The sequence below is a fragment of the Humibacillus sp. DSM 29435 genome, from assembly GCF_001758225.1.
GTDB lineage: Bacteria > Actinomycetota > Actinomycetes > Actinomycetales > Dermatophilaceae > DSM-29435.
In genome coordinates this window covers 129,294-150,675 of the sequence record NZ_MAST01000009.1, presented here as the reverse complement: position 1 = coordinate 150,675, position 21,382 = coordinate 129,294, and the positions used below count along the sequence as shown (strand labels likewise).

At 69.4% G+C, this 21,382-nt stretch carries 21 protein-coding genes; 12 read left to right on the top strand and 9 right to left on the bottom strand.

Annotation, left to right across the window (positions count from 1 at the left end; all coding sequences use genetic code 11):
- Nucleotides 1-7: 7 nt before the first annotated feature.
- The 6 genes from BA895_RS07915 (at nucleotide 8) to BA895_RS07890 (ending at nucleotide 5,604) form a co-directional block, all read left to right on the top strand.
- Nucleotides 8-1,003 carry a carbohydrate ABC transporter permease gene (locus BA895_RS07915; RefSeq protein WP_083283107.1) on the top strand — a complete coding sequence of 332 codons (996 nt, stop codon included), beginning with the start codon at nucleotides 8-10 and terminating at the stop codon, nucleotides 1,001-1,003.
- The gene (locus tag BA895_RS07910) at nucleotides 1,003-1,854 is read left to right on the top strand and encodes a carbohydrate ABC transporter permease (RefSeq protein WP_070191330.1); all 852 of its coding nucleotides are present in this window, start codon (nucleotides 1,003-1,005) and stop codon (nucleotides 1,852-1,854) included. The genes BA895_RS07915 and BA895_RS07910 overlap by 1 nt, the downstream gene beginning before the upstream one ends.
- Before the next feature lie 129 nt (nucleotides 1,855-1,983).
- Nucleotides 1,984-2,904 carry an ABC transporter ATP-binding protein gene (locus BA895_RS07905; protein WP_070191329.1) on the top strand — a complete coding sequence of 307 codons (921 nt, stop codon included), beginning with the start codon at nucleotides 1,984-1,986 and terminating at the stop codon, nucleotides 2,902-2,904.
- Nucleotides 2,901-3,686, top strand: a complete 786-nt coding sequence (locus BA895_RS07900; RefSeq protein ID WP_083283106.1) for an ABC transporter permease — start codon at nucleotides 2,901-2,903, stop codon at nucleotides 3,684-3,686. The genes BA895_RS07905 and BA895_RS07900 overlap by 4 nt, the downstream gene beginning before the upstream one ends.
- A gap of 53 nt (nucleotides 3,687-3,739) precedes the next feature.
- A complete protein-coding gene (locus BA895_RS07895) occupies nucleotides 3,740-4,951 on the top strand; it encodes a sensor histidine kinase (protein WP_070191328.1) in 1,212 nt (403 codons plus the stop codon).
- Nucleotides 4,948-5,604, top strand: coding sequence for a response regulator transcription factor (locus BA895_RS07890; RefSeq protein ID WP_070191327.1), 657 nt, complete (start codon nucleotides 4,948-4,950; stop codon nucleotides 5,602-5,604). The genes BA895_RS07895 and BA895_RS07890 overlap by 4 nt, the downstream gene beginning before the upstream one ends.
- 109 nt (nucleotides 5,605-5,713) lie before the next feature.
- Here BA895_RS07890 and BA895_RS07885 read toward each other — a convergent pair whose 3' ends face one another.
- The 5 genes from BA895_RS07885 to BA895_RS07865 all read right to left on the bottom strand — a co-directional run bounded on the left by BA895_RS07885 (nucleotide 5,714) and on the right by BA895_RS07865 (nucleotide 12,825).
- A complete protein-coding gene (locus BA895_RS07885) occupies nucleotides 5,714-7,471 on the bottom strand; it encodes an L-lactate permease (protein ID WP_070191326.1) in 1,758 nt (585 codons plus the stop codon).
- Between the two features lie 12 nt (nucleotides 7,472-7,483).
- A complete protein-coding gene (locus tag BA895_RS07880) occupies nucleotides 7,484-9,007 on the bottom strand; it encodes a (Fe-S)-binding protein (protein WP_254666384.1) in 1,524 nt (507 codons plus the stop codon).
- Nucleotides 9,008-9,095: 88 nt separating this feature from the next.
- Complete coding sequence (locus BA895_RS07875) at nucleotides 9,096-10,364, bottom strand: FAD-binding oxidoreductase (protein ID WP_070191390.1); 1,269 nt, start codon at nucleotides 10,362-10,364, stop codon at nucleotides 9,096-9,098.
- A 5-nt stretch (nucleotides 10,365-10,369) separates the two neighbouring features.
- Nucleotides 10,370-11,875 (bottom strand): FAD-binding oxidoreductase, encoded by a 1,506-nt coding sequence (locus BA895_RS07870; protein ID WP_083283103.1) that lies wholly within the window; start codon nucleotides 11,873-11,875, stop codon nucleotides 10,370-10,372.
- A gap of 134 nt (nucleotides 11,876-12,009) precedes the next feature.
- Nucleotides 12,010-12,825 (bottom strand): IclR family transcriptional regulator, encoded by an 816-nt coding sequence (locus tag BA895_RS07865; RefSeq protein ID WP_070191325.1) that lies wholly within the window; start codon nucleotides 12,823-12,825, stop codon nucleotides 12,010-12,012.
- Between the two features lie 275 nt (nucleotides 12,826-13,100).
- Between BA895_RS07865 and BA895_RS07860 the strand changes: the two genes are divergently transcribed.
- Together BA895_RS07860 and BA895_RS07855 are read left to right on the top strand one after the other, a co-directional pair.
- The gene (locus BA895_RS07860; protein ID WP_070191388.1) at nucleotides 13,101-13,640 is read left to right on the top strand and encodes a SigE family RNA polymerase sigma factor; all 540 of its coding nucleotides are present in this window, start codon (nucleotides 13,101-13,103) and stop codon (nucleotides 13,638-13,640) included.
- Nucleotides 13,637-14,704 (top strand): hypothetical protein, encoded by a 1,068-nt coding sequence (locus BA895_RS07855; protein ID WP_070191324.1) that lies wholly within the window; start codon nucleotides 13,637-13,639, stop codon nucleotides 14,702-14,704. Before BA895_RS07860 ends, BA895_RS07855 begins: the two co-directional genes overlap by 4 nt.
- A gap of 53 nt (nucleotides 14,705-14,757) precedes the next feature.
- On the opposite strand, the gene BA895_RS23890 is transcribed toward BA895_RS07855, so the two are convergent.
- The 4 genes from BA895_RS23890 to BA895_RS07835 all read right to left on the bottom strand — a co-directional run bounded on the left by BA895_RS23890 (nucleotide 14,758) and on the right by BA895_RS07835 (nucleotide 18,252).
- A complete protein-coding gene (locus BA895_RS23890; RefSeq protein WP_070191323.1) occupies nucleotides 14,758-15,294 on the bottom strand; it encodes a GNAT family N-acetyltransferase in 537 nt (178 codons plus the stop codon).
- Nucleotides 15,295-15,452: 158 nt separating this feature from the next.
- Nucleotides 15,453-16,136 (bottom strand): VOC family protein, encoded by a 684-nt coding sequence (locus BA895_RS23475; protein WP_070191322.1) that lies wholly within the window; start codon nucleotides 16,134-16,136, stop codon nucleotides 15,453-15,455.
- Between the two features lie 273 nt (nucleotides 16,137-16,409).
- Nucleotides 16,410-17,120 carry an aspartate/glutamate racemase family protein gene (locus BA895_RS07840; protein ID WP_305778068.1) on the bottom strand — a complete coding sequence of 237 codons (711 nt, stop codon included), beginning with the start codon at nucleotides 17,118-17,120 and terminating at the stop codon, nucleotides 16,410-16,412.
- Between the two features lie 25 nt (nucleotides 17,121-17,145).
- Nucleotides 17,146-18,252: a carbohydrate kinase family protein gene (locus BA895_RS07835; RefSeq protein ID WP_254666383.1), complete on the bottom strand. Its 1,107-nt coding sequence runs from the start codon at nucleotides 18,250-18,252 to the stop codon at nucleotides 17,146-17,148.
- A 115-nt stretch (nucleotides 18,253-18,367) separates the two neighbouring features.
- Between BA895_RS07835 and BA895_RS07830 the strand changes: the two genes are divergently transcribed.
- The 4 genes from BA895_RS07830 to BA895_RS07815 all read left to right on the top strand — a co-directional run bounded on the left by BA895_RS07830 (nucleotide 18,368) and on the right by BA895_RS07815 (nucleotide 21,381).
- On the top strand, nucleotides 18,368-19,747 hold the full coding sequence (locus BA895_RS07830; protein ID WP_070191321.1) for a 6-phospho-beta-glucosidase: 1,380 nt from the start codon (nucleotides 18,368-18,370) through the stop codon (nucleotides 19,745-19,747).
- A gap of 155 nt (nucleotides 19,748-19,902) precedes the next feature.
- Entirely contained in the window at nucleotides 19,903-20,184 is a 282-nt protein-coding gene (locus BA895_RS07825) for a LysR family transcriptional regulator (RefSeq protein ID WP_070191320.1), read from the top strand.
- 91 nt (nucleotides 20,185-20,275) lie between these two features.
- Nucleotides 20,276-20,551 carry a hypothetical protein gene (locus tag BA895_RS07820; protein WP_070191319.1) on the top strand — a complete coding sequence of 92 codons (276 nt, stop codon included), beginning with the start codon at nucleotides 20,276-20,278 and terminating at the stop codon, nucleotides 20,549-20,551.
- Between the two features lie 65 nt (nucleotides 20,552-20,616).
- Nucleotides 20,617-21,381 carry an ABC transporter ATP-binding protein gene (locus tag BA895_RS07815; RefSeq protein ID WP_070191318.1) on the top strand — a complete coding sequence of 255 codons (765 nt, stop codon included), beginning with the start codon at nucleotides 20,617-20,619 and terminating at the stop codon, nucleotides 21,379-21,381.
- Nucleotide 21,382 lies beyond the last annotated feature (1 nt).

The window sequence follows — 21,382 nt, the reverse complement described above, 5'->3', positions numbered from 1 at the left end:
GACCCAGGTGGCCTCCCCGTCGGGCGGGCCGGGCGCTCGGCGCGGGCCCGACGGAGCGGCATCCCGACGGCCCGCGAGCCCGAAGCGCACACTCGGTGAGCGCCTGCGGGGGCGGCAGAACGTCAACCTGTGGTTCTGGGTGTTTGTCGGCCCGTTCGTCATCGGGTTGATCATCTTCGTCTACGTGCCGATCGTCTGGAGTCTCTACCTCTCGTTCTTCGAGTCGTACAACACGGTCACGCCGACGAAGTTCGTCGGGTTCGGCAACTACGCCGACATGCTCGCCGACCCGGCCTTTCGCCAGAGCCTGGTCACCTTCGTCGTGTTCGCTGCCGTGATCGTGCCGGTGACGTTCGTGCTGTCGCTGACGGTGGCGCTGCTCGTCGCGCGCACGACCGTGATGCAGGCCTTCTTCCGGTCGGTGTTCTTCCTGCCGACGGCCTGCTCCTACGTGGTCGCCTCGCTGATCTGGAAGATGTCGATCTTCTCCGGCATCCGCTCGGGGCTGGCCAACGCCGTGCTCGGCTGGTTCGGCATCGACTCGATCCCCTGGCTGAGCCTCACCGAGCCGCCCTGGTACTGGCTGGTCATCGTCACCGCCCGACTCTGGCTGCAGATCGGGTTCTACATGATCCTGTTTCTGGCCGGCATCCAACGGATCAGCCCGAACCTCTACGAGGCAGCCGCGATCGACGGCGCCGAGGGCTGGAAAGTGTTCCGGCACATCACCTTCCCGCAGCTGCGCGCCACCTCGACCGCAGTGCTGCTGCTGTTGATGATCAACGCCTTCCAGGCCTTCGACGAGTTCTACAACATCCTCTCGACGTTCGGCACCTACCCGCCCTACGCCCGGCCGCCGCTCGTCTACCTCTACTACACGGCGCTCGGCTCGGGGCAGGACTTCGGCCACGGCAGCGCCGGCGCGGTCATTCTCACTCTCATCATCGCCATCGTCGCCCTTACCCAGGGGCGGCTGCTGCGGCTCGGCCGGAGAGACGACTGATGGCCATCGTTCGCGGCCGCCGGGCCAGCCGGGTCGCCGGCTGGGCCCGCTACTCCGCCCTCGGCCTCGGCGCCCTGCTCTTCCTCATCCCCTTCTACCTGCTCGTGCGCAGCGCCTTCATGAACGAGTCCGACCTCGGCTCGCCGACCTTCCACTGGCTGCCGCCGGAATGGAACACCGAGAACCTCACCGGCCTGTTCAGCAACCCGGCGATCCCGATGGCCCGCAGCATGGTCAACTCGGCCCTCATCGCGGTGAGCCAGACGAGCGGGGTGCTGCTCATCTCAGGGCTCGCCGGCTACGGCCTGGCCCGCATCCCCTACCGCTGGTCGAACGCGGTCTTCTACACGATCACCGCCACGCTGCTCATCCCGGCTGCGGTGACGTTCGTGCCGAGCTTCGTGCTCGTCTCTACCCTTGGCTGGATCTCGACCCTGCAGGGGCTCATCGTGCCGGGGCTCTTCCAGGCGCTGGCCACCTTCTTGTTCCGGCAGTTCTTCCTCGGCTTCCCGAAAGAGATCGAGGAGGCCGCGTTCATGGACGGTCTCGGCTACTGGGGCACCTTCTGGAGGGTCGTGGTGCCCAACTCCTACGGCTTCGTGGCGGCCATCGGCACCATCACCTTCATCGGCACGTGGAACGCCTTCCTCTGGCCGCTCGTCATCGGCCGCGACCAGGACTCGTGGACCGTGCAGATCGCCCTCTCGACGTTCCTCACCGCCCAGTCGGTCGAGGTCAGCCAGCTGTTCATGGCCGCGCTGGTGGCGATCGCGCCACTGCTGCTGATGTTCCTGTTCCTGCAGCGGTGGATCGTCGAAGGAGTCGAGCGCACCGGCATCGGTGGCGACTGACGCCGTTTGATCTGCAGTCTGATCGGTGGGATGCCGCTGAGCCGGGTCGGCGGTCTCCACCGATCGGTGGAGTGAGATGAAACCGCTCGGTCGATGTGCCAACCTCGTCTCAGGGCCGACACTGGTGACATGCCCATCATCAGCGTGACCAACCTGCGGAAGGCGTACGGCGAGAACGTCGTGCTGCGGGACGTCAGCCTCGAGGTCGAGGCGGGCGAGATCGTCGGCGTGGTCGGGCCCAACGGCGCGGGCAAGACCACGACCGTCGAGTGCATCGGCGGCCTGCGGCGGGCCGATGCCGGTCGCATCGAGGTCGACGGGCTCGACCCCTCGACGAACCCGCCGCGACTGCGCGAGATCGTCGGCATGCAGCTGCAGGAGTGTCGGCTGCCCGCCAAGATCACCGTGACCGAGGCGCTCGAGCTCTACCGCTCGTTCTACCCGGCCCCCCGAGACGCGGGCGAGCTGCTTGAGCGTTTCGGCCTCGCCGAGCACCGTCGCCAGCGCTTCGGCTCGCTCTCGGGTGGTCAGCAACAACGCCTCTCGGTGGCCCTGGCCCTCGTGGGCAACCCCCGCATCGCGATCCTCGACGAGCTGACGACCGGGCTCGACCCCCAGGCTCGCCGCGACATCTGGGCCTTCCTCGGCGAGCTGCAGAGTGACGGCGTGACCATCGTGCTGGTCACCCACTTCATGGAAGAGGCCCAGCGCCTCTGCAACCGGGTCGCGGTGATCAACGACGGACGGGTCGCAGCCTTCGACACCCCAGACGCGCTCGCGACGGCAACCGACGGCGCCCAGCACCTCGCGTTCACCCCGTCGCTCACGGTCTCGGATGCCGACGTCAACCGGATGCGCGCCCTGCCTGGTGTCGTCTCGCTGACCGTCACCGCCGACCGCGTCGTCGCGACCGGCCACGACATCGCCACGCCAGTGCTGATGTTTCTTGCCGAACGTGGCATCACCCCGCTGAGACTGCGCGTCGAGAGCCCGACCCTCGACGACGCCTACCTGTCCCTGACCACCGCTGACCAGGACGGCCCAGGATGACCAGCCCCCCGACCACGACGGATGCCGGCACCGCGCGTTCGGCGTCGGGCGCCACCCGAGCGCTGCTGCGCAACGAGGCTCGGCTGCTGCGCCGAGAGCCCGCCACCGTGATCTGGGCGGTGGTGCTGCCGCTGGTCGCCGCGACGGTGCTGGCCAACGTGCCTGCCACCCGAAGCCCGAACGCGGATCTCGGCGGCTGGAGCTTCAGCCAGGTCTACCTGCCGACCTTGATCATCCTCACCGCCAGCCTGCTCTCGGTGCAGGCACTGCCGGCGCTGTTGGCGAAGTACCGGGAGGACGGCATCCTCAAACGCCTGCGCACGACGCCCGCGTCGCCCACGAACCTGCTCGTGGCCCTCTTCGTGCTGATGGGCGGGGTGTCCGCGGCGGTTGCGCTGCTGATGACGCTCATCCCGGTGGTCTCCGGCGTGCCGTTTCGTGGCAACGGGCTCGCGTTCGGGCTCGTCGTCGTGCTGACCCTCGTCTCGTTCACGGCGCTCGGGCTGCTCTTCGCGGCGGTGAGCCCGAACAGCCGCTTCGCCACCGGCATCGGCACCGTCGCCTTCTTCGTGCTGGCCTTCTTCGCCGGGTTGTGGATTCCGCGTTCGCTGTTTCCCGCCACGTTGGCCACGGTCGCCGACTGGACCCCGAGTGGCGCGGCCTCCCGGGCGATGCTCGACAGCATGCAGGGCGACTGGCCGGCCGTGCAGTCGGTGTTCGTGCTCGTGCTCTACGCCGCCGTCTGTGCTGTCGTGGCCACGCGAATGTTCCGCTGGGAGTGAGAGGTTCGTCGATGGCTGCCGCTCCGTCGGGTGAAAGGCGCACAATCGGGTCCATGAGCCAGAGCTCTGTGCAGCTGCGGGTACGCGAGGCCACGACCGTGCGCCTCATTCCCTACGGGCTCCTGGCCGCCTCGTTCCTGCTCAGCGTCGGCGCCGATGACGACTTCGTGTCGCCGAGCCGCCTCCCGGCAATCACCGGCCTCTCGCTCGTGGCCGTGGCCCTCCGGGTCGCCCGGGAACGGATCTACAACACGGCGCGGCCGGTGCAGCTCACCTGGTTCTTCGCGCACGCGGTGGTGATGGCCGCGCTGGTGCTGCTCAGCCCGCTCTACGGCTTCTATGTCTTCTCCGGCTACCTCGACGCCTTCGCGCTGCTCGCCGGACGAGCGCTCTACACCGCTGCCTGCGCGTTCGGTTCGCTGTCGGCACTGGCCCAGGTCGGTGGGGTCGACGGTGCCCGTTCATCGCCGGCGGTCTGGCTGGTGCTCGCCGTCATCAACGCCGCGCTCACCACCGCCATGGTCTCGTTCGCCCAGGCCCGCGAGGTCGAGATGAGTCGACGCGAGCAGGTCGTGGCCGAGCTCGAACAGGCCCACCGCGACAACGCCGCCCTTCAGGCCCAGGTGCTCGACCAGGCACGTGATGCCGGTCGTCTCGACGAGCGGGCGCGCCTCTCGCGCGAGATCCACGACACCGTGGCGCAGGGCCTGGTGGGTGTCATCACCCAGCTGGAGGCCATCGACTGCTCCGACGACGAAGCGGCCTGGCGAGGTCGCGTGGGGCGGGCGACCGAGGCCGCTCGAGAGAGCCTCTCGGAGGCTCGTCGGGCGGTGGCCGCGCTGGCCCCGCCCGCGCTCGACGACACCGACCTGGTCACCGCTCTCGAGCGGCTGGCCCGGTCGTGGAGCGACACCTACCGCATCGACGGCCGGGTTCAGGTCGACGGTCGCGTGGTTGCCAGCGAGAACGACGCCACCCTGCTGCGAGTTGCCCAGGAGGCGCTCTCCAACGTCGGGCGCCACAGTGGAGCGGGGCGGGCGACGGTCACGCTCACCTACCTGCCCGACTCGGTGCGCCTCGACGTGCGCGACGACGGGGCCGGGTTCGACTCGCGCGACGGGGTCACCGGCCCCGGAGTCACCACCGAATCCGGGGGTCACGGTCTGGTGGGCATGCTGGCGCGCATCGAGCAGGTCGGGGGGAGCTTCGACATCGAGTCGCGGGTGGGAGGCGGCTGCACCATCAGTGCGGCCGTGCCGGCATGACCCGGCCACCCACCTCACCGCACGCAGCCGAACCGGTCAGGGTCGTCATCGTCGACGACCACCCGGTCGTGCGCGACGGCCTGCGGGGGATGCTCGAGCGCGAGCCGTCGATCGAGGTCGTCGGTGAGGCGGCCGGCGGGCACGAGGCGCTGCCGGTGATCGCCGCCGCCGCGCCTGATGTCGTGCTGATGGACCTCCGGATGCCGGCCGGCGACGGCATCGGCGCCATCCGCGCCCTACGCGCCCTGCCCGCGAGGCGCGGTGACCGGCCCCGGATCCTCGTGCTCACCACCTACGACACCGACCGCGACATCCGGGCCGCGATGGATGCCGGCGCGAACGGCTACCTCCTCAAGGACATCCCCCGGGCCGAGCTGGTGCGGGCCGTGCACGACCTCGCCGAGGGTCGGCCGGTGCTCACGGCATCCGCGCTCGAAGCGCTGACGGGTCGACGCGAACAGACCTCGTTGACCGCCCGCGAGCTCGAAGTGCTGCAGGTCATCGCGTCGGGTGGCACCAACCGGTCGGCGGCCGAGCGGCTGCTCGTCAGCGAGGCGACGGTCAAGACCCACCTGCTGCACGTGTACGAGAAGCTCGGGGTGAGCGACCGGGCTGCTGCCGTGCGGGTGGCCTACGAGCGCCGTCTGCTCTGACCGCCCGCGGCCCTGACCCACTCGGGCTGCCCCACTCGGGCTGCCCGGTCGAGGTATTGAGGCGCGGCTGACCGCGGCGTCATACCTCGAACCAGGGGACGCCGTTGGGTCAGGGGACCATCCACGACAGCACGGGGGTCGACTGGAGGTAGACGAGCACGCACATGAAGAACAGGAACCCGAGGCTCCAGAAGATGACCTTGCGGAACAGATCGCCCTCCTTGCCGGCCATGCCTGTCGCCGCCGCCGCGATCGCCAGGTTCTGCGGCGAGATCATCTTGCCGAGCACCCCACCGGAGGAGTTGCCGGCGGCTAGCAGCACCTCGCTGAGCCCCGCCTTCTGGGCCGCCGCCACCTGCAACGTGCCGAAGAGGGCGTTGGCCGAGGTGTCCGAACCGGTGACTGCGACGCCCAGCCAACCGAGCACGGGCGAGAGGAAGGCGAAGAACGCGCCGGTACCGGCGATCCACTGGCCGATCGAGATGGTCTGGCCCGACAGGTTCATGACGTACGCCAGGCCAAGTACCGCAGCGACGGTGAGGATGGCCCACTTCAGCTGGTTCAGGGTGTCGCCGAACGCCTTCAGGCCCCGGGCGGGGGAGATCTTCAAGGCCACCATGGTCAGCAGCCCCGAGAAGAGCAGCAGGGTTCCGGCCGCCGAGAGGAAACCGAAGGCGAAGCTCACCGATGATGGTGGTTGGCCCGACGGGGAGACGATGTCGAGGCCCGGCCAGTCGAACTTCAGCGAACCGGCCGAGAGGATGGTCTTCACCGCGCCGATCTGCGCGACCGAGAACACGACGATGATGATGATGTACGGCAGGTAGGCCTTGACCACCTCGGCGGGCGGGTCGACCACCGGCCCAGCGGAAGCCGGCCGGTTGGAGCCCGGGTCGCGAGAGTCGGTGCTGACCGATGCACCCTTGCTCGACCCGGAAGAGGTGGCGCCGCCGCGGCGCGAACCGCCGGTCTCGGCCGCGTGAGCGCTCGCTGTCGCGTCGGAGATGCGGCTGCTCAGCTCTTCCTCGCTGAGCGCCTCCACCGTCAGCTCCTCCGCCGGCTGCCACACCCGCAGCAGGGCCACGATGGCTGCGGCCGACGCCAGGGAGGCGATGATGTCGGTCAGCTCGACCGACAGGTAGTTCGACGAGATGAACTGCGCGATCGCGAAGACGACGCCGCCGACCACGGCCGGCAGCCAGGTCTGGCGCAGGCCGCGGCGCCCGTCAACCATGAACACGAGCACAAGCGGAACGAACAGGGCCAGGATCGGGGTCTGGCGTCCGACCATCGAAGCGAGCTCATGCACCGGTAGCCCGGTGATCTTGGCCAGGGTGGTGATCGGCACGGCGATGGCGCCGAAGGCGACCGGGGCCGTGTTGGCGACGAGAGCGACAGCGGCCGCCTTCATCGGGCGGAAGCCGAGGGCGATGAGCATGACCGAGCTGATGGCGACCGGGGTGCCGAAGCCGGCCAGGGCCTCCATGAGGGCGCCGAAGCAGAAGGCGATGATGATGGCCTGGATGCGCTGGTCGCTCGAGACCGTGCCGAACGAGCGGCGCAGCACGTCGAAGTGGCCGGTGGCCACCGTCAACGTGTAGATCCAGATGGCCGTGACCACGATCCACATGATGGGGAAGATGCCGAACGTGGCACCCTCGGCCGCGGCGCTGAGGGCCTGGCCCACCGGCATCCCGTAGGCGATGATCGCGACGGCCAGCGAGACGGCCAGGGCGATGAGGGCGGCCCACTGCGCCTTCATCTTGAGCACCCCGAGCAGCAGGAAGATGGTGAGCAGGGGCAGGAGCGCGACGAGGGCGGACAGGGCGAGTGACCCACCCACCGGGTCGAAGATCTGGTTGTACATGGGGCGTCCTGACTATGCGGAGAGGGACGGTTGCGGACTGCGAGAGTCGAGACGACCGGGTGCCGCCGCGGAGATGGGGTCCAGGCCTCTGATCGAGGCGTCGATCAGCTGCACGGGGTGGAAGAGCGGAACCCCGGCGTCGAGGTAGCGACGGATCTGCAGCAGGCAGCCGGCGTTGGAGGTGACCACCGCGTCGGGAAGGGTCGAGACGATGTTCTCGACCTTGCGGCGGCCCAGCTGCTCGGCCGGCTCAGGCTGGACCATGTTGTAGATGCCGGCCGAGCCACAGCAGATCTCGGCCTCGGGGATGTCCATGACCGTCATCTCGGGGATGCCGCGCAACAGGGCCCGGGGCTCCTCGTGGATGCCTTGGGCGTGTCGCAGGTGACACGCGTCGTGGTAGGCGACCCGCGCGGCGATCGGATGCCGGGTGGCGACCGGCCCGATCTGGGCCAGCAGCTCGGAGATGTCGCGCACCTTGGCTGCGAACTCCTGCGCCCGTTGCGCGTACTGAGGGTCGTCGCGCAGCAGCACGGCGTACTCCTTCATCGACGACCCGCAGCCGGCCACGTTGACGACGATGGTCTCGACCCCGGCCTCGGTGAAGGTGTCGATGAGGCGCCGAGCGCGGTCTTTCGCCTCTTCCTCCCGACCGGCGTGCGACGAGAGGGCGCCGCAGCACTGCTGGTTCTTGGGGGCGATGACCTCGCAGCCCTCAGCGGCCAGCACGCGGGTGGCGGCCGCGTTGACGTCGCCGAAGAACACCCGTTGCACGCAGCCCGACAGCATTCCCACCCGGTGTCGCCGCGGGCCCACGGCGGGGGTGTACGCGGGCTGGCGCGCCACGACCTGACGCAGCGAGAGCGGTGGAAGGAGTGCCTCGAGCGCGCGCAGCCGAGGTGGTAGCCGGTCGAGCACCTTCGCCCGGGCCAGCAACCGGCGCACCCCCAACCCCTGGTAGAGGGTGCCGAAGAAGGCGGCCGGCCGCAGGCGTGACGGATACGGGAAGAGCGTGAAGATGAGCGATCGGAAGAGCCGGTCGGATCGGCTCCTGGCCCAGTTGCGCTCGATCTGGGGGCGTACCGCCTCGATGAGCTGGTCGTACTTGACGCCTGACGGACAGGCCGTCACGCAGGCCATGCACCCGAGGCAGGCGTCGAAGTTGTCGACGAACTTCTCGTCCATCGGCACCTCGCCCGCGTTGCCCATCTTCATCAGGTAGATGCGGCCCCGGGGGGAGTTCGCCTCCCTGCCCTCGAGCAGGTAGGTGGGGCAGGTCGGCAGACAGAACCCGCAGTGCACGCAGTCGTCGATGAGCTCGCCGCTGGGTGGGTGCTGCTCGTCGAAGGCCGAGAACAGGCTGTGGCCCCCGTCGTTCATGCCTGCGGTGACGGCCCCGCTGTCGTGGCCGCCCTGGGTGGCCGGCGTCATGCCCGGCGTCGTGCCCGGCGTCACGTCGGGGGTCGTGCCTGGCGGTGAGGTGGTCGGTGCGGTGGTCGGTGCGGTGGTGCTGGCGCTGTTGCTCGGATGGTTCATGAGAGCTCCTGGCGGTGGTCGGTGACGCGTGTGGTGAAGGGGATGCCGGTGCGAAGGGTGGTCGGCTGGGCCGCGGCGTTGCAGGCGTTCAGGCCCAGGGGGCCAGGCGGCCCGGTGCGAGACGGTGGTCGGGGTCGAACTGCGTCTTGATGCGGGCCAGTAGCGGCGCGTGCCCCGGCGGCGGCCCGAGCGGGTCGACGAGGTCGTCGAGCCCGTCTGGCCGCGACCTGGTCAGCACGCTCGCACCCTGCTCGAGGGCGAGGTCTCGTGACGCCGTCATGAGCCGGGCGTGGTCGTGCAGGTCGGGGCCCACGAGCCGCACCGTGTGGATGCCGAGCCCCAGGCTCGTAGCGAGCTCGAGGCCCATCCCGGTCTCGTCGGCGAAACGAGCGACCTGGGTCGCGAGCTCGCCGAAGTCGCTCGGTAGCCCGCACACCCGCAGCACGGTCTCGTGGTCGGCGCCGGAGCGGTCGCCGCTCTGGGTGCCGGCTTCGCCCAGCACCGCGGCGGCCTGCTCGTCCCACGCCTGCCGGGCCGGCTCGTCTTCACGAGCATGCGTCTCGGCCCGGATGCCGTGGGCGGCCAGCAGCTGCGACATCCGCTCAGCGGCGTGGTCGGCGTGCGAGGCGGTGCCGTCGATGCGAACCAGGAGGCGACCGGACCGACCCAGAGTGCCCGGGTCGCTGAACCACTCCAGCGCGGCCGGCTCCAACGGGCTGGCGGCGATCGCCAGGGCCGCGGCGGTGGCCTGCTCCGGGTCGGCGGAGCCGAGCAGGGTGCGGCTGGCCCGGGGCACCGGGTGCAACCGCACCACGACCTCGGCCACCAGGGCGAGGGTTCCGAGCGACCCGTGCACGAGCTTGGCGAGGTCGTAGCCGGCGACGTTCTTGATGACGTGGCCACCGGAGCGGGCCACCTGACCATCAGCCAGCACGAGGGTGACCCCGATGACGAGGTCGCGCAGACCGCCGTAGCGCAGGCGTGACGGACCGGAGTCGCCGGCGGCGAGCAGCCCGCCGATGGTGGCGCCGCGGCGCGCGGCGGGCGGGTCGAGGGCCAGCCACTGGTCTGAGCCGGCGAGGTGTTGCTGCAGGCTCGCCAGGGTGGTGCCGGCCCGCATCGATGCCGTCATGTCAGCGGGGTTGTGCGTGAGCACGCCAGCCAGCTCGGTGGTGTCGAGAACGAGGCCGGGGTTCACGACCGGGCCGCCCCAGTCGAGCTGGGTGGCGCCGCCCTGCAGCAGCACGCTGCCGGAGCTCTCGCGAAGCAGGGAGGCCGCTTCGGTCACGGTCTGGGGCCGCTCCACGCCAGGGGAGTGGTCGACCCTCGGCGAGACGGGGGCGGGTTGGTTCGTCATGGCCGTCACATCCGCTCGATCACGCCGGCCGCTTCGAGCGGGTGGACACGGTAGGGCCCAGGGCGCTCGCCGCACAGGCGCGGGGTGGGAAAGATCTTGCCCGGGTTGCAGATTCCGTGTGGGTCGAACGCCGTGCGCAGGCGCTTCATCACCTCGAGGTCGTCCTCCGAGAACATCTTGGGCATCGAGCAGGCCTTGTCGGTGCCGACGCCGTGCTCGCCGGTGATGGAGCCGCCCATCTGCACGCAGAGCTCGGCGATGGCGGTCGACAGGTGCTCGCCACGCTCGGACTCGCCTGGAACGGCGGCGTTGTAGAGAACGAGGGGGTGCAGGTTGCCGTCGCCGGCGTGGAAGACGTTGGCGACTCGCAGCCCGGCATCCTCAGCCATCGACTGCATGCGGGCCAGCACCTCGCCGAGGCGGGTGCGGGGAATGACGCCGTCCTGCACGAAGTAGTCGGGGCTGATCCGGCCCATGGCTGCGAAGGCGGCCTTGCGGCCCTTCCAGATCAGCGCGCGTTCGGAGGGCTCGGTGGCGAAGCGCAGGTGGGTGGTGCCCGCGTCGCGACAGATCTGTTCCACCCTCTCGAAGTCCTCGTCGCACTCGCTGGCGGGGCCGTCTAGCTCGACGACGAGGGCGGCGCTGGTGTCGAGGGAGTAGCCGGCGTGCACGGCCGCCTCGCAGGCCTCGATGGCCAGGGCATCGAGCATCTCGACCGCGGCGGGGATGATGCCGGCCGCGATGATGCCGCTCACCGCTGCGCCCGCGTGTTCGGGAGCCGCGAAGTCGGCCACCAGGGTGCGCACCGCCTCGGGGCGGCGCAGCAGGCGCACCGTGACCGACGTGGCGATGGCCAGCGTGCCCTCGGAGCCGATGACCGCCCCCCGGAGGTCGGGACCGACGCCTTCGAGGCCGGCGCCGCCGACCTCCACCACCGAACCGTCGGGCAGCACGAGGGTCATGGCGTAGACGTGGTTGGTCGTGAAGCCGTACTTCAGGCAGTGGGCGCCGCCCGAGTTCTCGGCGATGTTGCCGCCGATGGTGCACACGGTCTGGCTCGAGGGATCCGGCGCGAAGTAGAGGTCATGACCTGCGACGGCCTTGGAGATGTCGGCGTTGGTCACTCCGGGCTCGACCGTCATCCGCTGGTTCGGCACGTCGATGTCGACGACCCGGCGCATCCGCGCGAGGCTGACGACGACTCCGTCGGCGACGGGAAGCGCTCCCCCCGAGAGGCCCGTGCCGGCGCCCCGGGCGACGAAGGGCACTTTCACCCGGGCACACTCGGTGACGACGAAGGCCACCTCGTCGGTGCTCTCGGGGAGGGCGACGATGCCGGGCACGACCCGGTAGCCGGTGATTCCGTCGCATTCGTAGGTGCGCAGCTGAGTCACGTCGGTGATGACCTGCTCGGGATTCAGCCGGCCTCGCAGGCGGGCGGCCAGGCCGCTGAGCGGGTCGCTGCTCGAGCGTTGCGTTGACCGGACGGGTGCGACATCAGGAGCGGACATAGTGGGGAGCATCATTGCTCTTTCCGTAATGCGAGAATCACTTATCGGTCAATGGAATAATCGACCCGATAAATGTCGCTGTCAACAGCTCCGGCATATTTCGCAATACGGAAGGTACCCGTCAAGAGCGATTCTCAGTCTGTATTGGGGCGTACCCGCAGTGGGGCAATGGCGGACAGTGTCGCCCCCCCGAGAAGCATGCGAGAGAACTCTTGGGCGATCCGCCTGACGATCGGGCCGACGCGGTTCGCCTCGTCGTCGTCTAGTCGGCTGAGGGGGCCGGACACGGCCAGGGCCACCCGCGCCGTCAGGCCCGGAACGGGCGCGGCAACACACCGAACGCCGATCTGGTACTCGCCCCGGTCTTGCGCCCATCCGTCGTGACGGACGGCCCGCAGGGCGACCATCAGCTGCCGCGTGTCGGTAGTGGTGTCGGGCGTCCAGGGCGGCAGGCCGGTGCGCGCCAACAGCTCGCGCACCTTCTCATCGGTGCCCAGGCTGAGCAGGGCCCGGCCCACGCCGGTGCAGTGCGCGGGCGACTGCTCCCCGGCCTCGATGACCACGGCCAGCGGCCGGTCTGATGGTTCCTGCGCCACGTAGGTGACCTGGTCACGCTCCAGCACGGCGACTCCGCCCGACTCGCCCGTCAGCTCGACGAGCTCGGCGAGGAACGGCATGGCCCGCACGGCCAACCCGTCGCCCGCCAGCTGACCGAGTCGGATGAGCCGGGGACCGAGGGCGTACTGACGGGAGGCGTCCTGGCACACGTGGCCGTTCGCGACGAGCGCGCGCAACAGCCGGTGGATGGTCGGCTGGGGCAGACCCGTGGCCTCGGCCAGGTCGTTCAGTCTCAGCGAGCCACCGGCTTCAGCCATCAGCTCGAGCAGCCGCACCGCGCGGTCGATCGACTGCACGCCACTCCGGTGCGTGGTCTCAGCAGGTGCTGCCATGGTCGGCCTCGGCTCTCTCCTGGTGGCTGCTCGGATCTGGTCGATGGTCAACCCGAGGGTGCTCCGCCTTCCAGCGTAACTTCCGTAAAGCGAAAATGTGTTTCCACTTGACGTGGCTGCCGTCATTCTCGGGACAATCCGGTGGTGGCGGGCACGATCAGGCAACCTTGCGGGGGGCCCAGCCGGTCTGAGCAGTTGTGACACTCACTGTGGGCCCGAGCCAGCGGCCGGGCAGCGCCGAGCGGGCGCCGACGCAAGCCGAGAGAGGGCGGGCCGTGGCCGAACGAGACGACTTCGACACCTTCGTCGCCTCGCGGTCGACGGCCCTGCTGCGCATCGCGTTCCTGCTCACCCACGACCGGGGCCTGGCCGAAGATCTCGTGCAGACCGCGCTGGCCAAGGCGTGGTTCGCCTGGGGCCGCATCGAGGGCAACCCCGAGACCTACGTTCGTCGCATCCTGGTCAACACCTACTCAAGCTGGTGGCGACGCAAGTGGAACGGCGAGCAGGCGACCGACCAGCTGCCCGAGTCGCCACCGGGCCGGCCGTCCGCAGCGGCGGCGCGGCACGCGGCTGCGGGGCAGATCGACGACCGCACCGACCTGTGGCAGGCGCTCGCCCACCTGCCCAAGAGACAACGCGCCGTCGTGGTGCTGCGCTTCTACGAAGACCTGTCCGAGATCGAGACGGCCGAGGTCATGCAGTGCTCGGTCGGCACCGTCAAAAGCCAGGCGAGCCGGGCGCTGGCCAAGCTGCGCCTCGACCCGGCCCTGCATCACGACGAACGCACCACCCGAGCCGGGGAGGCACGATGAACACCACCGAGCTACGTGACGAGCTGAGCGCCCGGGTCGCGAGCATCGACGCCCCACCGTCGATGTCGTCGGCGGTGGCCGGGAAGATCCGGGCCACGAAGCGCCGGCGTGCGGCCGCTGCGGCTGGAGTCGCCTGTGCCGTGGCCGTGCTCACCGGGGTGACCGTCGTCAACGCGGGCCGGTCCACGGCCCCGGTGCTGCCGGCCGGGCGCGCTACCTCGAGCGTCATGGTCGCCGCCGACGGGATGCCATACCGCCCGGTCCCGCCCTCGCCCGGCGACGTGGTGCGCGACGGACTGCGCTACCGGGCCCAGGTCGGCGACGACCGTCTGGCGGTTGCCACTATCGGCGCGGTCGGGCAGAGCAAGGTGACGTTGAACTGGACCCCGACGACGACCCGCGTATCGCTCGCCGCCGACTGCTGGGTGCCCGGCACCGATGCCACCTCTGACTCCCGACCCATGGTGTGGGTGGTCGTTGACGGCAGACGCACGTTCGGGGTGAGCTGCAACGCATCGTCTGCCCCCGCCGGCGACCTCGGGCCCAGTCTCGACCCCGACGTGACGGGCACGGGTTGGGATCAGCTGGTGGTGGGCAGGGTGGCCACGATCATGCTCGAGGTTGTCGACAGCAAGGGACAGCCGTTGGTCAACCCTGACGCCCAGGTGGCCGCAGCGATCTACGCCAAGGGCCCCCAGCGCGATGTCACCGACCCGTCGACGGGCAAGGTCGCGCTGCAGGTCCCCCAGGTGCGTGAGTATCAGGGCTACCGCTACCGCCTCGACAGCCTCGCCGTCGGCCGCGTCTCCGCCGGCCCCCTTCGTCGTGACACCCCCGCGGGAAAGCCCTTCATCGTGTTCTTCGGCACGACCGAGACTCCCGTCGGCACGGCCGGCAGCACCCACGTCGACGGGCTCACAGACGGGAGCGTCAACGCAGGAGACGGGGGCCAGACCACCGCCAACCAGCCGGCGCGACCGGCCGGCACCATCACCCTGCGCCATGAGGGAGCCACCCCCAAGCGGGGCGTCCAGCTGCTCGCGATCTACACCTTGGCCGGCTGACGCAGCTCCCGAGGCCCGCACTGCCCGCTGGCGCGACGTCGACCACACGTCGACTAACGGGCTGAGGGCTGTTCCGACCGCAGGATGCCCATGCGCACGATGTCCTCGTAAGCGCCTCGGACCCAGGCGTGCTGGCGCTGCCGCCCCTCGATCACGAAGCCCGCCTTCTCGTACGCGCGGATCGCGGCGACGTTCGATGCGATTGCCTGCAGGTGGATCCGGCGCAGGTTGTGACGCACAAACCCGAACTCGACGAGCTGGATGACTGCGGCGGTGCCGATGCCCTGACCTCGGGAGTCTCGCTTCAGGTTGATCCCCGCCTCGGCGTGACGAGCGAGCAGGTCGAAGTCGAACAGCGTCGCGCTGCCCACAGCGGTGCCATCGACGTCGATCACGAAGGAGACAGCGGCGTCGGGGCCGTCATCAACGGCGCCGCGTGCGAGCCGGGCGTCGAAGCGGTCCCTCGTCAACGGTCGCGGCGCCTGCGGTTCCCGCTCTTCCCAGGTGTCGAGGTCGGCGGCGATGTCGAACAGCAGGTCAAGGTCGGCGTCGGTGCGTGGTCGCAGCGAAACGACGGGCGTCTGAGGCACGTCGAGAACACTACGTCGGCGCCGGGGAACACACCTCTGAGTTTCGCCGCCGCGCCGGCAGGGCAATCCCTGCCGGGGCAGAGACCCCCCACACACCTCGCCCAGTGGCGATCGACGGCAGTTGCGCACGTTGGGGGATGTTGGCAGGTTCACCCGGTCTACGGGACACTCCGAGCTGTAGCTATCGAGATCGCTGGAGTCACGTTCACGGGCGCGTTCGCTGTCGGTGCTTCCAGGCGCACCTCGAGCGGTCCGCGGGCGGCACGCAGCGACTGGGTGGGAAACCAGATGCGGTCTTGTTGAACCACGATCAGGAGTCCATCGTGGTCTCCGACCGGAGCGAAGCTCTCCCCTTGTGAGAAGAACGGCGGTAGCGCCAGCTCGCGGGAGAGCCAGCGCACGGTTGCCGACACGTCAGGTACTCCGATCCCGATTTCACTGATCGATAGGATCCGCGGGCTCTCGCCGTTGCCGGGTGTCTGGTCAGCGTCGGCGCCGCGGGCGATGAACTCCAGGACGATGTTTTCGGGTCCGAGGAAGTACAAGGAGCGCGAGTCCCACTCCGGCGACCCGATGATGACCTCCGAGCCATCGTCGACGAGCAGCACGACACGCTCGGAGAGCCACGCATGCGCCAGTTCGAACTCGGAGGGCACGATCCCGAAGGCCACATGGTGCACACCATCGAATCGTTCTCCCGGGATCAACGTCATCCGTGACGATCCGGCCTGGACCACCGCGCGATCGGTGGTCTCGTATATCGCCATCCCCAAGATCCGGCGGTAGAACTCCACGGACGCAGGCAGGTCCTGGACCGTGAGCGTGATGTCGAGGATTTTCATGCCTGAACCTTTCCGTGACAGTCGGGGCAACGGATCTTGACAGTCCACCAGCACGGGCTAGCTGGTCAACCCCAACTCGGCGTCGAACCATGCCCGCCCACCGTCGCACCTGGTCGTCAAAAACTCTGAAACACACCTCCAGACGTGAGACGGCCGCCGAGTGCGGATGTCCCTCAGCGGGGACGAACTACCAGTTGCGAGCCCTCGTCATCGGGTGCGGTCAGGTGTCAACGCTCACGGCTGCAGGGTGGGATACCAAGAAGCAGTCGTCGCTCAGGGGCTCAGGGAGAGGTCGACAGCGGCCTCGATGTGCAGGCGGGTGGTGGGGAACACCGGCACCGGGCTGTCAGCGGCCGCGACCAGCAGCTCGATCTCGGTGCAGCCGAGAATGACGCCCTCGGCGCCCGCTTCGACAAGGCGGCTGATGACCTCGCGATAGAACTGGCGGGAGGGCTCCCGCAGCTGCCCCAGGCACAGCTCGTCGTAGATGATGCGGTGCACCTCGGCCCGGTCGTCGGCCGGTGGGACGAGCACGGTCAGGCCATGGCCGGCGAGGCGGTCGCGGTAGAAGTCCTGCTCCATGGTGAAGGCCGTACCGAGCAGACCCACCGTCGTGAGGCCCGCCGCAGTGACCGCCCGAGCGGTGGTGTCGCCCAGATGCAGCAGCGGGATGCCGATGGCGTCCTGGATCTGCTCGGCGACCCGGTGCATCGTGTTGGTACAGACGACGAGCAGCTCGGCGCCGCCGGCCTCCAGGCTCTGGGCGACCTCCGCCAACAGGTCCCCGGCCTGCTCCCACTCCTCGGCCACCTGCAGCTGCTCGATCTCGGCGAAGTCGACCGAAGCGAGTAGCACTCGGGCCGAGTGCAGCCCGCCGAGCCGGTCGCGCAACAGCTCGTTGGCCAGCCGGTAGTACTGCGCGCTCGACTCCCAGCTCATCCCGCCGAGCATCCCGATGACCCTCTGCTGCGGCTGCACTTTCACGTTCCCATCCTGTCAGGGCGTTGGGTCAGCCGACGTCCTGCACGTCGGAGCGGCGGGCGATGGTGGCGGCAGCTCGGCGGGTGGCCAGCACCGGCACGTGGGGCACGATGTCGTCGAGAAAGGCGAACCGGCGCCGCAGCGAGCGATGGTAGGCATCGCAGCTGGGGTTCGCGCTCAGATCGCTCCACCAGTCGGCGATGTCTCCCCATCCCGGGGCCGCGAGAGACCCGCCGTACTGCTGCAGGGCCAGGCCCGCGCACAGGCTCGCGAAGGTCATCCGTTGCTCCAGGGGCCACTGCGACAACGTCCCGACGAGCATCGCGGCCCCGAACACGTCGCCGGCCCCCGTCGGGTCGACCTCACGCACCCGCAACGAGGGCACCTGGGCCTCCTCACCGGTGTTGCCGTCGATGCCGAGGGCTCCCTGCGAGCCGTTCGTCACGATCGCGACGGGTACCCGGTCGGCGAGGTCGTAGAGGGACTCGAGGGCGGTGTCGGTGCCGGTGTAGGCCATCGCCTCCACGGCATTGGGCATGAACACGTCGCACCGGTCGAGCCGGGCGAGCACGTCGGCCGACCACGCCCCCTTGGGGTCCCACCCGACGTCGGCGAACACCAACGCTCCACCGGCCCGTGCCCGGTCGACCCAGGTCGAGCCGGTGTTCGAGAAGGCCTCGGGCTCGGCGAGGTCGGCGAGCACCGCTCGAGCGGCGGGCGGCGTGCCGATGAGGGTCTCGGCGTCGAGCGGTGAGGGGTGACCGTGCGAGACCATGCTGCGGTCGTGGTTGACCGACATCGACACCGTCACCGGGCTGTGCCATTCGGCGAACTGACGGCTGCGACTCAGGTCGACCCCCTCCTGCTGCTCCAGCGTGCGCCAGCAGAAGTCACCGTAGTCGTCGTCGCTGAACGCCGCGGCCAAGGAGGTGCGCAACCCCAGCCGCCGCGATGCGGTCGCGAAGTTGGCGATACCTCCCGGGCAGGAGGCGAGCCCTTCAGCCCAGACCTCCGTTCCCGGTGTCGGCGCGCTCGGCATGCCGGCGAAGATCATGTCGAGAAAGACGGTTCCCCAGACGAAGACGTCGAAATCGGGGCCGTGATCGGAGCGGAGGGCGGCGAGGGGGTCGAACATCTGGTTCAGCATGATGGGCCCATCGTCTCGCACCCGTCGCCCGCCGTCGCCCTGTTTCGCCCGCGAGCCTGCATCCAGCCGTAAAGGATTGGTACGTTCGGGTGGTGGTGAGGTTATGAAGCTGGCGATCCTCGGTGGAGGCGGCTTTCGGGTGCCCCTCGTCTTCGGCGCACTCCTCGGCGACCTCGGCGCTCGCCGGGTCGAGACGGTGGTGCTGCACGACACCGACGAGATGCGGCTGGGTGCGATCGAGCGGGTGCTGGCCCAGCAGGCTGACCAGGCGAGGGCGCAGCGGCATCCGGGCTCGGCATGGGCGGCGCCCCGGGTGGTCACGACGACGAGCCTCGACGCAGCGCTCGACGGCGCCGACTTCGTCTTCTCGGCCATGCGGGTCGGCGGGCTCGCGGGCCGTACCGCCGACGAGCGGGTGGCGCTCGACCTCGGCCTGCTCGGTCAGGAGACGACCGGCGCCGGGGGCGTGACCTACGGCCTGCGCACGGTACCGGTGGCTCTGCGGGTGGCCGAGCGGGTGCGGGCCGTGGCGCCCGACGCCTGGGTCATCAACTTCACCAACCCGGCCGGCATGGTGACGCAGGCGATGCAGTCGGTGCTGGGCGAGCGGGTGGTGGGCATCTGCGACTCACCGCTCGGGCTGGCGAATCGCGCCGCCGGAGCGCTCGGCCGCCGGCTGGACGACCTGGAGATCGACTACGCCGGCCTGAACCACCTCGGCTGGCTGCAGGGGCTCCGCTCGGGAACGACCGACCTGCTGCCCGACCTGCTCGCGGATGCCGCTGCGCTCGGTTCGATCGAGGAGGGTCGGCTCTTCGGGGTCGACTGGCTGCAGACGCTCCAGACGGTGCCCAACGAGTACCTCTACTACTACTACTTCACGCGAGACGCGATCGGCCAGATCACGACGGAGGCGCAGACCCGGGGCGAGTATCTGGTCGACCAGCAGGCGAGCTTCTATGCCGCAGTGGTCAGCTCGCCGGCCCAGGCCCTCTCGCACTGGGACGCCGTGCGTCGCGAGCGCAACGCCACCTACATGCAGGAGACCCGTCGCGAACAGGCGCACGACCATGAACGTTCCACGGCCGACGTCGAGGGGGGCGGCTACGAGGGGGTGGCGCTCGCCCTGATGGCAGCCATCGCCCGCGACGAGCCGGCCCGTCTCATTCTCAACGTGCGCAACGGCACGACGCTGCCCGGTCTGCCACCCGACGCGGTCGTCGAGGTGCCCTGCCGGGTGACGTCGTCGGGCCCGCAAACCTTGCCGGTGTCTCCCTTGCCGGGACACGCCCTCGGTCTGGCGCAGCAGGTCAAGGCCGTCGACGAGCTGGTGATCGCCGCCGCCGCCGAGCGCTCTCCCACCCTGGCCGTCGAGGCCCTGGCGATGCACCCGCTGGTCGACTCGGTGACGACGGCCCGTGAGATCCTCGACCGGTGTCGGGCCCGGGTGCCCTCGCTCGACAGGGTGTTCACGAGGTCGTGAGTCACCCCTCCGCCAGGGCTGCCCGCCTGTTGCCGCTGGGCGGAGAAGGTGCCAGGGCCACTTGTTGCCACGCTGACCTCTACCGCGCAGACATCACGGCGACCTAGCGTCGAGCCGTGTCGGGATCGAGTTCCGACTCAGACACGGGGGGTCACATGTTCGACCAACGCCACCTCAGGGCCTTCATCGCCGTCGCCGAGACGGGTTCGGTCAGCCGGGCCGCGGTGAACCTCGGCTACTCGCAACCGGCCGTCACCCAGCAGATCCGACAGATGGAACACGAGCTGGGCGTGTTTCTCTTCGATCGAGACTCCCTGCCCCTGCGGCTCACTCCGGCCGGTCGGGAACGGCTGCTCGTGGCCGAGGCCATTGTCATGCTCGGGCAGCGTCTCTTGGCGGGCGCCACCACGACACAACAGTATTCGGTTCACGAATAGCTGCTGGCTCCCCGATCATGCCGGTACGTACGTTCCTTCTCGGGATCAGGGAATTGGCTCTGACCACGACAAGTAGAAAGCAGGGAATGACATGAGCATGGTCACTGAAGCTCAGCTCGACACCACGAGTGCCCTCCTGGGTCTCCGGCTCCGCGCACAGTCCGCCGTCGAGAAGCGCCTGGACAGCGAGTATCGCGCGATCTGGATCGTCGTCTTCATCCTCGGCATCTTCCTCATCGGGGCGGCGGCGCTGGCCATCTACTGCATCAGTCGGGGCCGTAACGGCGGCATCATCGACTTCAACGTCTCGCGTTGGTACAAGGGCTGGATCCCCGTCGGTATCCGCGTCGAGATCAAGTGCGTCTGACCTCGTCACTGCTCGTCTACCGTCACGCCAGCTGAACTGACGACTTTCCGGAAAGGGACACCACCATGACCGAGATCCGCATCGACCGGGTGTCCCACCACTACGGGAGCCACGCCGCCTTGACCGACGTCAGGGCGTGCGTGGCCCCGGGTCGCATCACCTGCCTGCTCGGCCCGAACGGGGCCGGCAAGTCGACCCTGGTCCACGCCGTCGTGGGCCTCATCACCCCCACCCAGGGAACCATCGTGGTCGGCGGTGAGGTTGCGGGATCTCGCAACGCCTGCCAGTCGATCGGGTTCGTCTACGACGACCTGCCGCTACCGGTGAACCTCACCGGCCGGGAGGCCCTCGACCTGCTCCAGTCGTCACACCGCCGCTGGGACGACGAGATGGTCGACCGACTGACGCGACTTCTTGGCCTCGACGTCGCGCTCGACCGTCTGGTGGCCGAGTACTCGCACGGCATGAAGCGCAAGCTCCAGGTCATCGGGTCGCTCGGCCATCGGCCCACCGTGTGGGTGCTCGACGAGCCGTTCCGTGGCCTAGACCCGGTCGCCACGTCGGTGCTTTCACACCTCATCACCGAGTTTGCCCGCGCCGGAACGGTGCTCATTGCCACCCACGACCTGTTGCGCGCCCAACAGATGGCTGACGACGTGCTTGTCGTCGACGGCGGAAGGGTGGTGGGGGCCGGTTCGCTGCACGACGTGCTCAACGGCGAGAGCGACCTCGCGGTTCGCTACCTCGCCCTCACCGGCCTCGACATCATGGTCGAACGCACCCGCGCCGACATCGCGGCGCTCGACCTCGCCGGCGAGCTGGTCTCGTGAA

Coding starts and splice junctions, on each gene's coding strand:
- BA895_RS07910 (WP_070191330.1), top strand. CDS start 1,003: ATGGCCATCGTTCGCGGCCGCCGGGCCAGCCGGGTCGCCGGCTGGGCC.
- BA895_RS07905 (WP_070191329.1), top strand. CDS start 1,984: ATGCCCATCATCAGCGTGACCAACCTGCGGAAGGCGTACGGCGAGAAC.
- BA895_RS07900 (WP_083283106.1), top strand. CDS start 2,901: ATGACCAGCCCCCCGACCACGACGGATGCCGGCACCGCGCGTTCGGCG.
- BA895_RS07895 (WP_070191328.1), top strand. CDS start 3,740: ATGAGCCAGAGCTCTGTGCAGCTGCGGGTACGCGAGGCCACGACCGTG.
- BA895_RS07890 (WP_070191327.1), top strand. CDS start 4,948: ATGACCCGGCCACCCACCTCACCGCACGCAGCCGAACCGGTCAGGGTC.
- BA895_RS07885 (WP_070191326.1), bottom strand. CDS start 7,471: ATGTACAACCAGATCTTCGACCCGGTGGGTGGGTCACTCGCCCTGTCC.
- BA895_RS07880 (WP_254666384.1), bottom strand. CDS start 9,007: ATGAACCATCCGAGCAACAGCGCCAGCACCACCGCACCGACCACCGCA.
- BA895_RS07875 (WP_070191390.1), bottom strand. CDS start 10,364: ATGACGAACCAACCCGCCCCCGTCTCGCCGAGGGTCGACCACTCCCCT.
- BA895_RS07870 (WP_083283103.1), bottom strand. CDS start 11,875: ATGTCCGCTCCTGATGTCGCACCCGTCCGGTCAACGCAACGCTCGAGC.
- BA895_RS07865 (WP_070191325.1), bottom strand. CDS start 12,825: ATGGCAGCACCTGCTGAGACCACGCACCGGAGTGGCGTGCAGTCGATC.
- BA895_RS07855 (WP_070191324.1), top strand. CDS start 13,637: ATGAACACCACCGAGCTACGTGACGAGCTGAGCGCCCGGGTCGCGAGC.
- BA895_RS23475 (WP_070191322.1), bottom strand. CDS start 16,136: ATGAAAATCCTCGACATCACGCTCACGGTCCAGGACCTGCCTGCGTCC.
- BA895_RS07835 (WP_254666383.1), bottom strand. CDS start 18,252: ATGTTCGACCCCCTCGCCGCCCTCCGCTCCGATCACGGCCCCGATTTC.
- BA895_RS07830 (WP_070191321.1), top strand. CDS start 18,368: ATGAAGCTGGCGATCCTCGGTGGAGGCGGCTTTCGGGTGCCCCTCGTC.
- BA895_RS07825 (WP_070191320.1), top strand. CDS start 19,903: ATGTTCGACCAACGCCACCTCAGGGCCTTCATCGCCGTCGCCGAGACG.
- BA895_RS07820 (WP_070191319.1), top strand. CDS start 20,276: ATGAGCATGGTCACTGAAGCTCAGCTCGACACCACGAGTGCCCTCCTG.
- BA895_RS07815 (WP_070191318.1), top strand. CDS start 20,617: ATGACCGAGATCCGCATCGACCGGGTGTCCCACCACTACGGGAGCCAC.